At 49.9% G+C, this 16,446-nt stretch carries 14 protein-coding genes; 6 read left to right on the top strand and 8 right to left on the bottom strand.

Features of this window, described 5'->3' with window-relative positions:
• Positions 1-27: 27 nt before the first annotated feature.
• Positions 28-1,656, bottom strand: coding sequence for an OmpA family protein (locus ACYVBJ_RS01350; protein ID WP_460980504.1), 1,629 nt, complete (start codon positions 1,654-1,656; stop codon positions 28-30).
• Positions 1,657-1,757: 101 nt separating this feature from the next.
• A complete protein-coding gene (locus tag ACYVBJ_RS01355) occupies positions 1,758-4,052 on the bottom strand; it encodes an ATP-dependent helicase (RefSeq protein ID WP_460980505.1) in 2,295 nt (764 codons plus the stop codon).
• A 675-nt stretch (positions 4,053-4,727) separates the two neighbouring features.
• Between ACYVBJ_RS01355 and ACYVBJ_RS01360 the strand changes: the two genes are divergently transcribed.
• From ACYVBJ_RS01360 to ACYVBJ_RS01370, 3 genes are read left to right on the top strand one after another with little or no spacing between them, the layout of a single operon-like run.
• Positions 4,728-5,303 (top strand): RNA polymerase sigma factor, encoded by a 576-nt coding sequence (locus ACYVBJ_RS01360; protein WP_460980506.1) that lies wholly within the window; start codon positions 4,728-4,730, stop codon positions 5,301-5,303.
• Positions 5,304-5,315: 12 nt separating this feature from the next.
• A complete protein-coding gene (locus tag ACYVBJ_RS01365) occupies positions 5,316-5,924 on the top strand; it encodes a hypothetical protein (RefSeq protein WP_460980507.1) in 609 nt (202 codons plus the stop codon).
• A 58-nt stretch (positions 5,925-5,982) separates the two neighbouring features.
• Positions 5,983-6,963, top strand: coding sequence for a hypothetical protein (locus tag ACYVBJ_RS01370; protein WP_460980508.1), 981 nt, complete (start codon positions 5,983-5,985; stop codon positions 6,961-6,963).
• Positions 6,964-7,020: 57 nt separating this feature from the next.
• Here ACYVBJ_RS01370 and ACYVBJ_RS01375 read toward each other — a convergent pair whose 3' ends face one another.
• Together ACYVBJ_RS01375 and tpiA are read right to left on the bottom strand one after the other, a co-directional pair.
• Entirely contained in the window at positions 7,021-7,494 is a 474-nt protein-coding gene (locus ACYVBJ_RS01375; protein WP_460980509.1) for a cupin domain-containing protein, read from the bottom strand.
• A gap of 23 nt (positions 7,495-7,517) precedes the next feature.
• Positions 7,518-8,282, bottom strand: a complete 765-nt coding sequence (gene tpiA, locus ACYVBJ_RS01380; protein WP_460980510.1) for a triose-phosphate isomerase — start codon at positions 8,280-8,282, stop codon at positions 7,518-7,520.
• Positions 8,283-8,516: 234 nt separating this feature from the next.
• Between tpiA and ACYVBJ_RS01385 the strand changes: the two genes are divergently transcribed.
• Positions 8,517-9,779, top strand: coding sequence for a retropepsin-like aspartic protease (locus ACYVBJ_RS01385; protein ID WP_460980511.1), 1,263 nt, complete (start codon positions 8,517-8,519; stop codon positions 9,777-9,779).
• 37 nt (positions 9,780-9,816) lie between these two features.
• Here ACYVBJ_RS01385 and ACYVBJ_RS01390 read toward each other — a convergent pair whose 3' ends face one another.
• The gene (locus ACYVBJ_RS01390) at positions 9,817-10,851 is read right to left on the bottom strand and encodes a sensor histidine kinase (protein ID WP_460980512.1); all 1,035 of its coding nucleotides are present in this window, start codon (positions 10,849-10,851) and stop codon (positions 9,817-9,819) included.
• A 113-nt stretch (positions 10,852-10,964) separates the two neighbouring features.
• Positions 10,965-11,672 carry a response regulator gene (locus tag ACYVBJ_RS01395; RefSeq protein ID WP_460980513.1) on the bottom strand — a complete coding sequence of 236 codons (708 nt, stop codon included), beginning with the start codon at positions 11,670-11,672 and terminating at the stop codon, positions 10,965-10,967.
• Between the two features lie 278 nt (positions 11,673-11,950).
• Here ACYVBJ_RS01395 and ACYVBJ_RS01400 point away from each other — a divergent pair, with 278 nt between their 5' ends.
• Positions 11,951-13,102 carry an AI-2E family transporter gene (locus ACYVBJ_RS01400; protein WP_460980514.1) on the top strand — a complete coding sequence of 384 codons (1,152 nt, stop codon included), beginning with the start codon at positions 11,951-11,953 and terminating at the stop codon, positions 13,100-13,102.
• Between the two features lie 75 nt (positions 13,103-13,177).
• On the opposite strand, the gene ACYVBJ_RS01405 is transcribed toward ACYVBJ_RS01400, so the two are convergent.
• Positions 13,178-13,807, bottom strand: a complete 630-nt coding sequence (locus ACYVBJ_RS01405; protein ID WP_460980515.1) for an LON peptidase substrate-binding domain-containing protein — start codon at positions 13,805-13,807, stop codon at positions 13,178-13,180.
• Between the two features lie 22 nt (positions 13,808-13,829).
• On the bottom strand, positions 13,830-14,615 hold the full coding sequence (locus tag ACYVBJ_RS01410) for a cysteine hydrolase family protein (RefSeq protein WP_460980516.1): 786 nt from the start codon (positions 14,613-14,615) through the stop codon (positions 13,830-13,832).
• 101 nt (positions 14,616-14,716) lie between these two features.
• Here ACYVBJ_RS01410 and ACYVBJ_RS01415 point away from each other — a divergent pair, with 101 nt between their 5' ends.
• On the top strand, positions 14,717-16,351 hold the full coding sequence (locus ACYVBJ_RS01415; protein ID WP_460980517.1) for a cryptochrome/deoxyribodipyrimidine photo-lyase family protein: 1,635 nt from the start codon (positions 14,717-14,719) through the stop codon (positions 16,349-16,351).
• The last annotated feature ends 95 nt before the right edge of the window (positions 16,352-16,446 follow it).

Below are 16,446 nucleotides of genomic sequence, written 5' to 3' on the forward strand. Positions count from 1 at the left end.
ATTCCAGGCTTTGTTGATTTGTACGGCCTATTTTTTGACAATAACGAACTCCACGCGCCGGTTCTTCTGACGGCCTTCTTCCGTATCATTGGTAGAAATTGGCTTTGTTTCGCCGAACCCTTTGCTGGCAATGCGATCGGGTTCAATGCCTTTGCTGATAAAATACTCCCGAACGGCGTCAGCCCGATCCTGCGACAACTTTGCGTTAATTTCGTTTGAGCCGGTATTATCCGTATGACCGCGTACTTCAATCACCATTTTGGGGGCCTCGTTCAGCGTGGTTACCAGCCGATCAAGCTCGGGTCCTGACTCGGGCCGAAGCTCCGATTTACCCGTATCGAAAAAGATGTTGTTCAGCCGTACGGTTACACCTTCTTTAATCGGTACCAGCTTTAACTCCTTGCCTTTAATCTCCTGGAATCCTTTTGTCTGCGTCAAGTCGACGTTATCCCCTTCGGCAATAAAATCCTTGGCGATGGCGCGCATGGTGTATTTCTGGCCATACGGCAAAACAATCTTGTACTCGCCCGTTACGGGATCAGACGTAGCCTCACCTGCTTCGGCCCCATCGGGCAGAGTCTGGTAAATTATCCGGGCTTCTATGGGTTTACCCGTTGTTTGGTCGATTACCTTACCACTAACGAGTGCCACGGGATCAGGACGGGTACTGGGAGCCGCTGCTACGTCGCTGCCACCACCAACTTTTCCCGGCTGATTCGTAGGCCGATCGTCGGTGAGCTTCACCCGCACAATATCGCCTTTGCCCAGCGTATTCTTGAACGTAGTCAGATACGCATAATCACCCGACGCGGCCAAAGTATAATAAGCATCGTAACCATCGGTATTCACTGCGGGGCCAAGATTAACGGGTTTCGACCAATGCTTCCAGGTCTTGTCGACGCGCTTGCTGACGTAAATGTCATTGCTTCCCAAACCACCCTCGCGGTCACTTGAAAAGTAAAGTGTGGCACCATCGGGTGCTAAAAACGGCGTTGTTTCCGTAAATTTGGTATTTACTTCAGGACCCAGTTCCATCGGCTTCGACCAGGACCCGTCTTTCTGACGGAAACTGACATAGATGTCGTCCTCCTTACTGTTTTTCTTTTCGCTGAACGCCATGAGCAGCACCTTGCCGTCGGCCGACAGGAAACCGCAGTCAAACTGCCCTTTGCTCATATTCACGTAACCAGGAATGTTTAACTTCTGCGGAGGTGCCCACCCATTTGCGGTACGTTTGCTCATCGAAAACCCGCGCGTTTCGTAATTTCCGTTCGTATACTGGCCTTTTATGAGCATCGTGTTCCCGTCCGGTGTGATGCTGTAGGCGCAGTTGTACTCGTCTTTGTTCAGCGGAAAACCCATCCGACGCGCCGGTCCCCACTTACCGCTGGCCGCATCGAGTTCAGAAAACCAGATATCCTGACTGCCCTTAGCCCCGTGCGTGTTGTTCGGATGACTAATCCGGGCGAAGTACAACGTTCGGCCATCGGGTGCAATCATCGGATTGATTTCGTTATACTCCGAATTAACCTGATTGCCCAGGTTTTCGACCTTGGGACCAGCCGCTACGGTTGAGTCTTTTGGGGCCTGGCCAAACGTATACAGCGATACAAGTGCAAAAAATAAGCTGGCGGTAAGGGTACCGTTAGCAGTCATGATATTGCGGAAAAAGTAATAGTGGGGATACTATGTGAATGAGAACGACCGATGGAACAAGTTTTGTATACTACCAGAGCACCCGAACTTGAATCCCGGTCTTACAGAATTACCCGCAATTTGGCAAAACTTAGCAACAACACTTTCTCCCCGGCTTTTTCAAACTGAATCGTCGCTTTACGTTCGGTACCGTTCACATCCACGCTTTTGACTGTACCGAATCCAAACTTAGCGTGCTCAACGCGCTGCCCGGCTGCCAGATCGGCCGTACTGGTCGGCGCGAAATCAGCAGACGGCGTATGCGTTACGGTTGGTTGGGGAGCCTGGCGCTGCGCCGTTTTTTGCGCTAACGACCGTACGAAGGCCATTGAACCGGTCGACGTACTTTCGCTACGGTCCCGCTCGGGTCGATCGAAGTCGAGTCGGCTCGGGGCCGAACGCAGCTTCGACATTTTCATGTAGCGCTGATCGATCTCCATCAGGAACCGGCTTGGCTCGCACATTTTCAGACGGCCGTAATGATAGCGCGTTTCGGCATAAGATACCGTCAGGCGTTTCTCGGCGCGGGTAATGGCAACGTAAAACAACCGCCGTTCCTCTTCCAGGTCATTCCGGCTTTCCAGCATCATCTGGCTCGGGAACAAATCTTCCTCCAGCCCAACGATGTGAACATTCTTAAACTCCAGACCCTTCGCTGCGTGGATGGTCATCAACGTCACTTTGTCGTTATCGCCATCGTCCTCTTTCTCATCGGCGGTGGTTAACAGCGAAACAGATTGCAGGAACGCGCCTAAGCTCTTGTCGTCATTGTCCGGATTATCGACAAACTCTTTGATCGCGTTCAGCAATTCCTGAACGTTCTCGTAGCGGGCCAGGCCTTCAACCGTTTTATCGTCGTACAGCTCTTTCAGCAGACCCGATGCTTTAGCGATGTGGGAAGCCACTTCAAAGGCATCTTTCTGGTCGAGCAGCAGCTTGAAGCTCTTGATCAGATCAGCGAACCCTTCAATGGCAATGGCCGATCGGCCCGCTACGTGCCTGGTGATCTCCGATACAATCTCCCAGATTGAATCTTCTTTCTCGGCGGCAATGACGCTGATTTTGGCAACGGTAGTGTCACCGATCCCGCGTTTAGGGAGGTTAATGATCCGTTTGAACGCTTCTTCGTCCTGTTGATTTACCGTGAAACGCAGGTAAGCAATTAAGTCCTTAATCTCTTTCCGCTGATAGAAGGACAGCCCGCCGATGATGCGGTATTTGATGCTCATCTTACGTAGCGCTTCTTCAAAGGCCCGCGACTGAGCGTTGGTGCGGTACAAGATGGCAAAGTCATTGTTGGTCAGCGACTCGTTCATCTTGGTTTCGAAAATAGCCGATGCGACCAGGCGCCCTTCTTCGTTATCCGAAGAGGCCTTGATGACATCAATCAGCGGACCATCTTCATTATCGGTAAAGACGCTCTTTTCGAGTTGATTCTTGTTGCGGGCAATGATCGAGTTAGCCGCCTGTACGATTGTCTTTGTGGAGCGGTAGTTCTGTTCCAGCTTAACAATTTTGACGTTCTCTTTACCGTAGTCACGCTGAAAGTTCAGGATGTTTTCGATGTTAGCCCCACGGAACGCATAGATACTTTGCGCATCATCGCCCACCACACAGATATTCTGGTGAACGGCCGCCAGCTTCCGGGTAATCAGGTACTGCGATACGTTGGTATCCTGAAACTCATCGACCATTACGTGCTGGAACTTGTGCTGGTACTTATGCAGAATGTCCAGATGGTCGCGGAACAATACGTTGGTATTGAACAGCAGATCATCGAAATCCATGGCATTGGCGGCAAAGCAACGCGTGGCATACTGCTTGTAAATCCGGCCGATATGCGGCATTCGGGCCGCTTCGTCATCGGCCTGAATCACGGAGTTATTGATGTAATCGTCCGGACCGATGAGCCGGTTTTTCGCTCCGGAAATGCGCCCGAAAACGTTGTTGGCCCGATACACTTTATCGTCCAGGCCCATCTCTTTGATGATGCTCCGGAGTAGCGACTTCGAGTCGTCGGTGTCGTAGATAGAAAAGTTGCTGGTATAGCCGATCGCCTTGGCTTCAATGCGCAGGATTTTGGCGAATACCGAGTGAAATGTACCCATCCAGATGTTGCGGGCTTCGGTGCCGACAACCTTCTCGATCCGGTGACGCATTTCACCAGCGGCTTTGTTGGTAAACGTAAGCGAAAGAATACGGAACGGATCGACGCCGTTTTCAATCAGGTAGGCGATGCGATACGTTAAGACGCGCGTTTTGCCGGAACCCGCACCTGCTATAATCATCAGCGGTCCGTCGCCGTGCATAACGGCCTCCCGCTGTGGGTCATTCAAACTCGATAAATAATCAATCATCAACGTTGCTTCTATCCCTCTATAACAACCAAAACTACGAAAAAATTTGGTTAGGCTAGGCTGAATGCCGAGGATAAACCAACGCTGGCCAGGCACGCTTTATTTATAAAAATACCCCCAGTTCAATGCCCATTACTTCCGAAAAAGACGATGTAGTAGCGACTCCGCCATGGCCTTTCCAATAGCGCAGCCATTCCCGTGTTTTATAATTATAGACAAAGCCTTCCAGAATACCGTAGTTGTCATCTTCAATGAGCCGAATTGTCTTTCTTAGATCGCTACGTTGTCATAGAGCAATAGATCCGGAACCGCGTGACCAGGCCCTTCATTTAAAGGAGTTTCGGATAATAGCTCTAACGTAATGGCATGTTTGTGATAAAATAAAACGCCTAGTTCAACGGTGAGTCTACTGATTATCCGTTGGTGCTCTAATGGCAAATTCGTACCATCGTCATGAGCAAAAAACGTTTCCTCCTGCCAAGTTTTATATATGATAAAAAATTAATATCTTACACTTGAATAGAAGCGGTAAACCACTGAGAACGAATTTCTTTGTAAGACCGATACATGCTTGATGTTACTAGTTTAGATTTTTTTACTTATCAGTGCAACCTTTTTAGTTTACCCCTGTCTTTTCCCTGATTGCAACCTAAATCACCTGGACCGCTGAACCTGTTGGAACCGAATCGAACCGTCGGACCGCCGTATCCGGATCGCCATGCTGAACTGGTCAAACGCTGCCAACAGGGTGAGCGACGGGCGCAGTATGAGCTGTATCAACAGTACGTGAAGGCGATGTACAATGTATGTCTGCGCATTCTGAACCACGAGGCTGAGGCTGAAGACGTATTGCAGGAAGCGTTTATGGACGCGTTTAACCACATCAACTCTTTCCGTGGACAAAGCACGTTTGGAGCCTGGTTAAAGCAGATTGTGGTTAACCGATCCATCAATCATCTTCGAAGCCGTCGGTTAGAATTAGTCGACATTGATGCCCACCGCTTTGGCGAAGACGACGGGCCGGACTACGCCGATCCTGAGCCCTACGACGAAGACGGCGTTCAGCTGGAGGTCGAGCGCGTCAAACAGGCAATGCAACACTTACCAGAGGGATACCGGGTTGTTTTGTCGTTATACTTGTTTGAAGGGTATGATCATGAGGAAATTGGTAATGTTCTGAATATAAGCGAAACAACATCACGAACGCAGTATCTGAGGGGAAAGAAACGATTGCTGGAGTTACTGAAATAAACAACAAGACCAATGAAGAAAGATAATTTAGAACGCTTCGTCCGCGACAACCGCGAAGCTTTTGATGACAAAGAGCCGCCGGGCAACTTGTGGCTACACATAGAGGCCGAGCTTACGAAGCAGCAACCCGGTTCATCGGGGCAGGACAAGGCATCGCCGTTTCAGCAAGTTCACCGAAATCAGCAACAATCGGGCCGACGCCAGATTGGCTGGCCGAGTCTCGACTGGCGGGGGGCCGCTTCTGTAGCCGTCTTGCTGCTGGCAGGCAGCTTCTTTTACATGAATTATCAGTACGGGGTAACTCAACAACCGAACGTTGTGGCCGCCAGCCCGATCTATGCAAAAGAAGTGGTGCAATATACCCGCCTGATTGATACGAAACGGGCCGAGTTGAAGCAGATGACCGAAGACAACCCGCTTTTATACAAGGAATTCGCGACGGACCTGAACCGGCTGGAGCGATCGTATCAATCGCTAAAAGCGGACTTACCCAAGAACCCGAATCAGGAAATGCTGATTCAGGCGATGATTCAGAATCTACAGATTCAGATTGACCTGCTCAATGAACAGTTGCGCGTTATTCAGCGCATTAAACGACAAACCAATGAAAATCCTGTGTAGTCTAGTTTTGTGCCTACTGCCTATGCTTGCGTGGGCCGGGGAACCGACGGAAGTCGGTATGCTTGAGCGAAAGAAAACGATTATCAAGATGTTCGACGTAGACGCAAATGATAATCTGTCGGTTGATAATCAGTTTGGCCAGGTTTCGGTAGGCCTGTGGGATAAGAATGAGATACGGGTTCAGATTACGATCACGGCCAATTCTGATTCAGACGAACGTGTGCAGCGGTATCTTGATGCTGTATCCATTGAAGAAAAACGAGTAAACAATCAAATCATTCTCCGCACCCATTTCAGCCAGAATTCAGTAACCAACTGGAGTGTAAATAATTGGAAGAATGATGGGGAACGCAACTTCGTCAAGATAAACTACGACATCATGATGCCCAAGCAGAATGCGCTGTCGGTACGTAACAAATTTGGTAATACCAGCATCCCGGCATTTCACGCTCCGCTGACTGTGTACAATCGGTACGGTAACTTCAATGCCGATGACCTCACGAACCGTCAGAATGATATTGATGTCGCCTACGGCAAAGCTTCCATCCGGAATCTTGACCAGGGGAAGCTGGATATTGCCTACGCTACACTCGACTTAACGAAAGCCAACGTGCTGATCTTAAGCAATAAGTTCGGCAAGATGAACATCGGCGATGTCGGGAAGCTGAACGCGGACATCAATTATTCCGGTGCTAAAATCGGAACGCTCCGTGAATCGGCACGGGTAAATCTCGATTTCTCGGGTGGCTTCCGCATCGAACAGTTTACTAAAACCACTGACGCGATCGATATTGTTGCTTCTTACTCGTCGGTAGCGTTACCAGTTGCTGAAACATCCGACTGCGATTTCAACGTAACAGTTAGCTATGGCGGCTTTAATTACCCAAATACAAACGCCATTCGGTTCACGTCGCAGCCCGATCGCGAAGGAGAGCGTTATGGACCGCGCACGAAGAAACAATATTCCGGAAAAATCGGCTCGGGTAATGGCCCTAAGATCCGGGTTGTATCGTCGTTTGGCAGCGTAAACTTTAAATAGACGAGCGCAGCTAAATACATGAACGCAAAAGGCAACCGACATTGGTTGCCTTTTGCGTTACATGGTAAGCAGTTCACTACGATCAGCCATCTCAAAATCAGCGAAGTCGAAACCAGGCGCAACTGTACAGCCAACCAGTGAGAACGCAGCACTTTGCGCGGTTCCGGATTCGGCCGGTTTGGCACCGAACCAGCAACCCGCCGGAACAACGGCCTGAAATACTTCGCCCTTAACTAAATCGATACCAAGCTTGATTACCAACAACTCCCCTTCTGGGTCAATAACGTAGACGTGAAGCGGGCTCCCGGCGTAAAAATGCCAGATCTCATCGGCCTGTATGCGGTGCAGCGTGGATACGTGATGGCTTTCCAGCAGAAAGTAAATCGCCGTCCCGAACGAGCGGCTACCCGTGAATCGGCCGGGCAATGCGTCTTTCGGGATAACTTCGGCGGAACGATATGTTTCTGCAAAGTACCCTCCCTCCGGGTGAGGCTGCATGCCAAGCGCCTGAACGTATTGAGTTGCTGTCACGAATATTTATTACGTATCGTTGATTATACGTTGGCTTTTATTACGTTGGTGAACTCCCGCGATTTGAGCGAGGCTCCACCAATCAAGCCACCATCGACATCGGGTTGCGAGAACAGTTCAACGGCATTTTTTTCGTTGGCACTTCCTCCGTACAGAATCGTGGTGTCCTGCGCTACGGTATCGCCATACTGGCTGGCAATGTGCTGACGTAGTTCAAAGTGCATGTCCTGCGCCTGACCCGACGTAGCGGTTAGCCCCGTTCCGATGGCCCAGATCGGCTCATAGGCAATCACAACGTTCGCGAACTGCTCGGCTGACAAATGAAACAGGCTCTCGGTAAGCTGGTCTTTTACGAACCCAACGTAATCGCCGTTCTCCCGCAGATCGCGTGATTCACCGCAGCAGAAGATTGGTTTCAGGCCCGTTTCCAGTACGATATTAACTTTCTCCGCCAGCTGCGAATTGGTTTCGCCGAAATACTGCCGACGTTCACTGTGACCCAGTATTACGTAATCAACACCGATCGACTGGAGCATGGGGGCCGAAATTTCGCCAGTATAGGCACCCGATGCTTTTTCATGGCAGTTCTGAGCCCCAAGCGAAATCTTACCACCTGGTGTTACGTACTGACGCGACATGGTCAGATATAAGGCGGGCGGACAAAGCACGACCTCGACATCTCCCGTAACTTCATCTTTTACCATATTGACAACCTCCGAAAGCAGCGCCTGTGCTTCTTCAAAGGTCTTGTTCATTTTCCAGTTACCGGCAACAATTTTTTTACGCATGACAGATTAATAAAGTGGTCATAATCAGATTCTCAATCAAACAAGCGAATTCCTTGTTTATCAATTGCGGGCGAAATTAGAGCTTTTCGGCGGAAGCACCTGATTGCGTTTCCGCTAATTTTTCCGCTACGGTACTCCCTGTAAACGACCGTTTAAAAAGACTATAAACCGGCGGAGGTTTTTTTGTGTTATTTTTATAAAATAATACGTACATTCAATGTAATACTACTTTACATGAAAACGCTGGTTTTGGCTTTTGGCCTATTATGTACCTGTCTGGTAACGCGAGGGGATAACCACCAGCGCACACCAGACCGGGAGCGTTATGGCTTTTTTCTGGCTGGTAACCGATCGTGGACGCGTATTCCCTTCCAGCTCCACTCAAATCTGATTATTGTTCCCGTTAAGGTTAATGACTCCGATACCCTTCAGTTCATTCTGGATACGGGTGTCAGCAACACAATTATTACCGATCCCAAGGCTTTCAAAAAGAGTCCTGTTACGTTAGGGCGGAAAGTCAAATTAGCCGGGGCGGGTGAAGGTGGTAGCTTAACAGCTTCGGTATCGGTCGATAATTACCTGAGCACGGGTGGCCTGCGGGCCGCTCACCATAACCTGGTTATTCTGGACGAAGATATTCTGAAGTTATCGGAGTATGTTGGGACGCCCGTACATGGCATTTTTGGGTACGATATCTTCGCGAATTTTGTTGTCAATATTGACTTTCAGCGTCGGGAGATTCTGCTGATGCAGCCAAAGAAGTACCACTATCGCAAACGTAAAGGGGATCGGTACCCGATCACGATTCAGGATACCAAGGCTTATACCGACGCTTTATCCGTTTTCGACGGCGAAAAAACGCTTCCCCTTCGGGTGGTGCTCGATACAGGAGCCGGTCATGCGCTGTTGCTCGACCGATCGCGGAGTACGGCCGCCATGCCATTGCCCGAGAAAAGCATCCGGGCTCAGCTTGGACGTGGGCTGAACGGCATTATCCACGGCAGTATGGGGCGCATCCAGAAGATTCGCTTTGGCCGGTATGAGCTGGACAACATCCTGGCCTCTTTTCCGGATAGCATGGCCTTTGGGATGAAACTCGTCGACATGCCCGAGCGGCAGGGCAACGTAGGTTGTGAGCTGCTGCGTCGGTTTCACGTTACGTTCAATTATCCGGAGAAGTACGTAGTGCTGAAACCCGTTAAGCGGTTGATGCGCGAAAGCTTCGAGCACGACATGAGCGGGCTCGAACTGCGGGCGAAAGGCGAACGGTTCCGAAACTATTACGTCGACAAAATTATTGAGAACTCCCCCGCGGATCTGGCGGGTTTGCAGGAAGGCGATGAAGTATTGTTTGTGAACAATAGCTCCACCAGCGACCTTACCATTAGCGACATTTATAAAATTCTGCAAAAAGGAGAGGGCCGCGAGGTTACGTTACTCGTCCGGCGAAGCGGTCAGGTGATTGTCGCTGCGTTTGTGCTCAAGCGATTAATTTGACCAGCGGATCAGACATGACTAACAGGCGGCAATAGGTCTATTCCAGTTTGTCCAGCTTAAACCGGAAGGTTGTTCCTTTCTCCAGTTTGCTCATGACGGTTATTTTGGTCCGGTGCGCATTCAGAATATGCTTCACAATGGCCAGCCCGAGGCCCGTACCACCCCGATCTTTAGAGCGGCTCTTCTCAACCCGGTAAAAGCGCTCGAAGATCCGGCTTAAGTGCTCAGGCGGAATACCGGGGCCATCGTCTCGGACGGAAACCAGCACATGCTTTTTGTCTTCTTCAAGACTAACCACGACCCGACCGTTCTCATTTCCGTATTTAATCCCGTTCTCCACCAGATTGGTCATAACCTGCGCAATTCGCTGCGGGTCGGCCTTTACCCAGAATGGACCGGGCCGATCGACACGCATTTTCAAGGATGTGTCTTTAACGTGGGCTATTTTTTCGAGCTGGTCGAATATTTCCTGCGTTACGTGAATCAGATCAACTCGCTCAAAGCTCATTTTCACTTCACCCGTTTCAAGCTGCGACAGGGCTACCAGATCTTTCACCAGCGCATCGAGTCCATCGAGACTTTTGGCCGCTTTTGACAAAAACTTATCCCGAACCTGTTCATCGTCAACCGCACCGTCGATAAGCGTGTGAATAAACCCCTGTGCGGCAAAAATGGGCGTTTTCAGCTCGTGCGATACGTCGGCCAGAAACTCACGCCGAAACTGCTCCAGGCGCTTTAGCTCATCGATCTCTTTCTGCTTTTTGGCGACGTACACGAAGATTTCGTCATTCAGCTTTTTAAAGGGGTTGTTGTTCTTGATGATCGATTTCCGGGAGATGTTGAAATCGCGAATCTTGAGTTTGTGAATGGTTTTATACATTTTGTTTACCTCCCGAAACACGAGTAGTTCGATGGCGTATAAAACCAGAAAAAAGGAGATGACAAACGACGAGATTCCTACCACAAACAACATGTTGTTCGTAACCCCTTCAACAAACGTCAGGAAAGCAAGCGTTAGCGCCGAAATCAGGCACGCCAGCAGCAGCGCAATAATACGGGGACTTAAAGACATTTAATGAATTAGCGAATGACCGGGACACCGGTGCGGTGAAAGAGCGAAAAGAGCGCTCAAACGCAAAACGTATCCTAAAATTAATTCACGCATTCGCTCTTTCACGCACTGGCTCATTCATTTTGGTCCGTAAACATATACCCTACGCCTTTGAGGGTTCTAATGTGGGTATCGCCGATTTTTTCGCGGAGCTTACGGATGTGCACGTCTACGGTGCGTTCGAGTACGTAGATGTCGGCCCCCCATATTTTCTGGAGCAGTTCTTCGCGGCTGAATACTTTGTTGGGGTACTGCGCGAGGAAAAATAAGAGTTCGAATTCTTTTTTCGGCAGAATAACCGATTTGTCGGCCTGCGTAACGGAGTAGTTTTTGCGGTTGATAACGAGGTCAGCCACGGTAATCTGTTCACCGGGATCAGATTTCTGAGCCTCGCGCCGGAACAGCGCATTGATGCGGCTCATCAGCGCCCTTGGCTTAATGGGCTTGGTAATGTAATCGTCGGCACCCACGTCAAAAGCAGCCACTTCAGAATACTCTTCCGAGCGGGCAGTCAGGTAAAGTATATACGTCTGACGTAACTCGGGAATATCGCGCAGTTGTCGACCGGCTTCGATGCCATCCAGATGCGGCATCATGATGTCCAATACGACCAGTTCGGGCAGATACGTCCGGGCCACATCGATGGCTTTACGGCCATCGGTTGCGGTTCGAACGTCATATCCTTCCTTTGTCAGGTTGTATTCGAGCATTTCGACGATGTCTGCGTCGTCGTCTACGACTAAAATGCGGTGCAATGGTTGAGCAGCTTTAGCAGCACTCATACGAAGCGGAGTTGGTGAGAACATTCTGCTTTTTTCGGCAGGTTGCCCGAAGTTACGCGGCTTATCCAGAACGTTACGCTTACATACTGCATACTTAACAAAAATTTAACAGCGCCCAACGCCAATTTTATCGTTTACGAAGTCCTGATAACGAACAATTTACAGGCCAATTTTAGTGGACTCCTTAGTAAAATCGGCCTGATCCGGTACTTGCTGTTTTTTTGCTAAACCTGTCAAGAAAATAACGATAACGGCATTAACGATGTTTATCCGACATTATGGACACTCGCGCACCGGAGATTCAACTCCCCCCCTACGCTAAACTGGTTTGCATTCTGCTTTCATTGGTCATTATCATCTATGGTTTACACGCCCTCCAGGGGTTGTTGATTCCGCTGGTATTTGCCATTTTGTTTGCGGTGCTGCTGTTTCCACTAGCCCGGCGGCTCGAGAATTGGCGTCTGCCCCGTGTCCTGGCAATTATTATATGCCTGATTCTGACGCTGGCCGTCATCGTCGGCATTCTGTATGCCGTTTCTATGCAGATCAGCAGTTTTTCGGAAGTGCTGCCCCAACTCATCGAGCGGGGAAACAACTACCTGAATCAAATTCAGACGTATGCCGACGAGCACCTGAATATCGACCGAAAGAGACAGGTAACCGAAGTTCGTAAATACTTGAATCAAGCCATATCCGAAGGTGGGACGATTCTTACCTCGACTTTGCTGGCTACAACCAGTACGTTAACGGACGTATTTCTGGTGTTGCTGTTCATCTTCTTTTTTCTGCTGTACCGTGACTTTTTCCGGTCGTTCTTCTATAAAGTATTTGTGAACACCCGCCGGTCGAAAATAGATGCGGTCTTACAGGGCATCTACATGGTGGTCAAGGATTACCTGGCGGGTTTATTTGTGGTTATTCTGATCATTGGTACGCTGATGACGGTAGGACTGCTTATTTTAGGCATTGACTATGCCGTATTCTTCGGCTTTTTCGGGGCCTGTCTGGTGCTTATTCCTTATTTTGGCATTTCGCTTGGTTCACTCTTACCAGCTGCTTACGCCCTTGTAACCGACGATAATCCCTTGAAAGCGCTGGGAGTTATTGGCGTATTTCTGTTCGTACAGACGCTGGAAGGCAATTTCATTACGCCATACATTGTCGGTTCTAAAGTCAGCATCAATCCACTGGCCGCTATTATTGTTCTGCTTTTGTGGGAGAACGTATGGGGACTACCCGGTCTGGTCCTGGCCTTACCTATGACGGCCATATTAAAGGTAATATTCGACTCGGTCGAGTCCATGAAGCCCTATGGCTTCTTACTGGGAGAAGCCGAAAAACCACGGCCACCCATAAAAAATTTACAGGAGCTAGCCGAGCAGCTACCGCGACGCGCCAAAAAGATTGGTGAAATAGATGAGAAAGACTGATTTAAAGAGTGAATGAGCGAATGGGTGACTAAACCAGTAAATAATCACTCTTTCACTCATTCGCTTTTTCACTCTTTAGAAATTGAGCGGATCAAGGTTTTTGAAATGACCGTTCATACGGATTCGCTGCTTCGTGCGCTCCATGTCCGATACCACCGGCAATACGTTGTTGAGGTGCTGAATCAGGAAAAGCTGCCGTTCGGCTTCGGTTTCGATCGTCAGGAGCTCGTATTCCTGCTCCATAGATAAACCGACTTTGTGGGCAACGCGGTAGGAAAAGTTTTTCACGCTCGGTTTGTAGTCGGTCTCAATCTGCAACAGCTTGTATAAGCGTTCCAGCCGCTCGGTCAGGGCCGATGCGTGGGCGCTGTAGCTATCGCCGGGCTCCACTAACTCAACTTCACCACCGGCGTACAGCTTACCCGAAACCGGATTTTCGAAGTTTACCAGCCGAAAAACGCTTATGCCTTTCGTCTTTATATCCATCCGGCCGTCCTCATAGCGTTTATGCAGGGTCGTTACGTGCATTTCGGTACCGTATCCGGGCAGCTTGTTATTGATAAAGGCCGGAATGCCGAACGTGCGCTCTTCGTCCAGACATTCGGTAATGAGCTGGCGGTATCGCGGCTCGAAGATATGCAGGTTCAGATCCTCACCAGGATAGACTATCAGGTTCAGTGGGAACAGGGGCAGCGTCTTTTCCATACGGCCAAAAAGGTACGGCTTTTTAATGGAACATTGCCTTCGACTCCACGAAACGCACTTGTCTGGCCCGCGCTTCGGTGTAAATCGGATCGGCCAGATGACCCAGGCCTGTTACGTCGGATGTGCAATCAGTAACAACGATGACCTTCGGCACAAGTTGCGGAGCAAAGTCCAGTATCTGCTTCAAACTGTTGGCCACACAGTGCGACTTTGCTTCGCCCATCAGATAAATGGTATCAAATCGATCCAGATCCGCAATCAACGGCTCATTTAATTGAGTCTCGGGCACGTTTGGATCGGGCACCTGCGCTCTGAAAATACCGAAGTGCTCCGATAATGGATGTAAGCCTTTCGGAACCGCTACGTAGTCAAGCTCGCGCTGCCGTGACCAATCTTTGAGTGCCGCCAGCAACGTATCGTGCAGAGCTGCCCCGCGCGATCCGATCAGGCAATGCTCTGGCCAGATAAAGTGTTGAAACTGCCCGCCGGCTTCCAGATCCCGGACGTATTGCTGTGCCTTTTCGGCCGCAAAGCGAGGAATCCAGCGACCCTGGTCTACGTCTTCGGCTGTAATCTGGGTAAAGGGAGCGGGGTGGTTACCAGTGGCATCCTGCCAGAACAGGGGATGGGCAATGTCAAGCAAATGGTGCGTATCGAGCGTCACTACAATGTGGTCAATGTGATCGGTATGCTGACGGATGAGGTTGGCCATGCGATCGACGTCTTGGTCAGCACCGGGCACAAACAGGGCACCATTGGGGTGGCAAAAATCATATTGAGTATCAATAATCAGAAACGCGTTTTTCACGGGCTGTTCGTTTTAACTAAGTTGACGGTATTCAACTGTCCATTGTAAAAACAAATGTAAGGCACAAGGGCTTTCTGTTGTCCAGCCACAGCACTATACAAATGGAATCACGACAGGCAATAAATGTTCTTTGGTTTAAACGGGACCTGCGCCTACGGGACCATGCGCCTTTGCAAGCCGCCATTCAGGCCGGCAAGCCACTATTGGTAGTGTATTGCTTTGAACCGTCGGTGATAGCTGATCCAAACTACGACCTGCGGCACTGGCGGTTTGTAACCGAGTGTCTGGCCGATCTCAATCAACAGTTATCTGCTTTAACGGATCAAGTTGCGGTCGTTCAACCAAGTTCTTTGTCTCATGAGTGGCTTCCGTTTATGTTCGATGATGAACCTGTAGGACCTGATTTAAACGGGCAACCAACGGTTTGGGTATTTCAGCGGGAAGTCACGGACGTATTTAAAGCCCTGCATGTTCAGTTAGCTATTAACACTATCTTCTCGTACGAAGAGACGGGGTTACGCGTTACGTATGAACGTGATAAAGCGGTAGCTGCTTTCTGCCAGGAAAACGATATCAACTGGCAGGAGTTTCAGTCGAATGGGGTCATCCGCCGGTTGAAGAACCGCGACACCTGGGCTGATGAGTGGCAGCGTACCATGCGGGCACCGCAGGAACATCCGGATTTAACGCGCTGGCAGCCCGCAGCTCTTGATACGAGTTGGTATGAGCAGCAAAAAGGCGAACCGCTACCCATTAACTGGTCTGTTCCAAACACTTTATTTCAGCCCGGTGGTGAGCATAACGCTCATCGGTATATGCATAGCTTCCTGACGGATCGGATTGCCTTTTACGCGAAATCAATTTCCAAACCGCTCGATAGTCGGCGCGGATGCAGCCGACTATCACCTTACATTGCCTGGGGTTGTCTGAGCATTCGCCAGGTGTATCAGGCACAGATGCAAGCGGCCAAAAAGCCACCTGTACCCGGTCTGGGCCGGCAGTTCAGTGCGTTTGCATCGCGACTGCGCTGGCACTGCCATTTCATACAGAAGTTTGAGAACGAGGACCGGATGGAATTTGAGAACGTAAACCGCGCTTTCGATGCGTTACAGAAGAGCACTAATTTTGAGCAGTATGCAGCCTGGCGCGATGGCCACACCGGCTATCCGATGGCCGATGCCTGCATGCGCTGCCTGACGGCAACGGGTTACATCAATTTTCGGATGCGGGCGATGCTGATGTCATTTCTCAGCCACCACTTACTTCAACACTGGAAAGAGGGTGCGCTGCACATGGCCCGTATCTACACCGACTTCGAACCGGGTATTCACTACGCTCAGATTCAGATGCAGTCCGGCATGACAGGAACCAATACAGTACGTATTTATAATCCCGTCAAGCAATCGCAGGACCACGACCCGGAGGGCGTTTTCATTAACCAATGGATTCCCGAACTAGCCAATTGCCCAACCGCTTACATCCACGAACCCTGGACGATGCCGCCGTTGGAACAGGACATGTACAATTTCCATGTCGGCATCGATTACCCCGCTCCTATCATCGACATCGCGGTGACAGGGCGAGTGGCTCGCGTTAAGCTTCATCAGCCCCGGAAAACAGAAACGGGTCAGAAAGAGCAGGAGCGAATTTTAAAGAAGCACACGATTCCTTACACACCCGTTAACAAAAAGCGGCCCAGACCTACCACCAAAAGCTTAGGAAAGCGATCCGGTTAGGAAGGTTTGATACAATCGATGCATTCCGTGCGGTGTTGAAGTTATACCGTAACCTGGTCGTACATATTCGCCCGTTATCCGAAGGAGCCTGGCCA

This window comes from Spirosoma fluminis, from assembly GCF_054778895.1.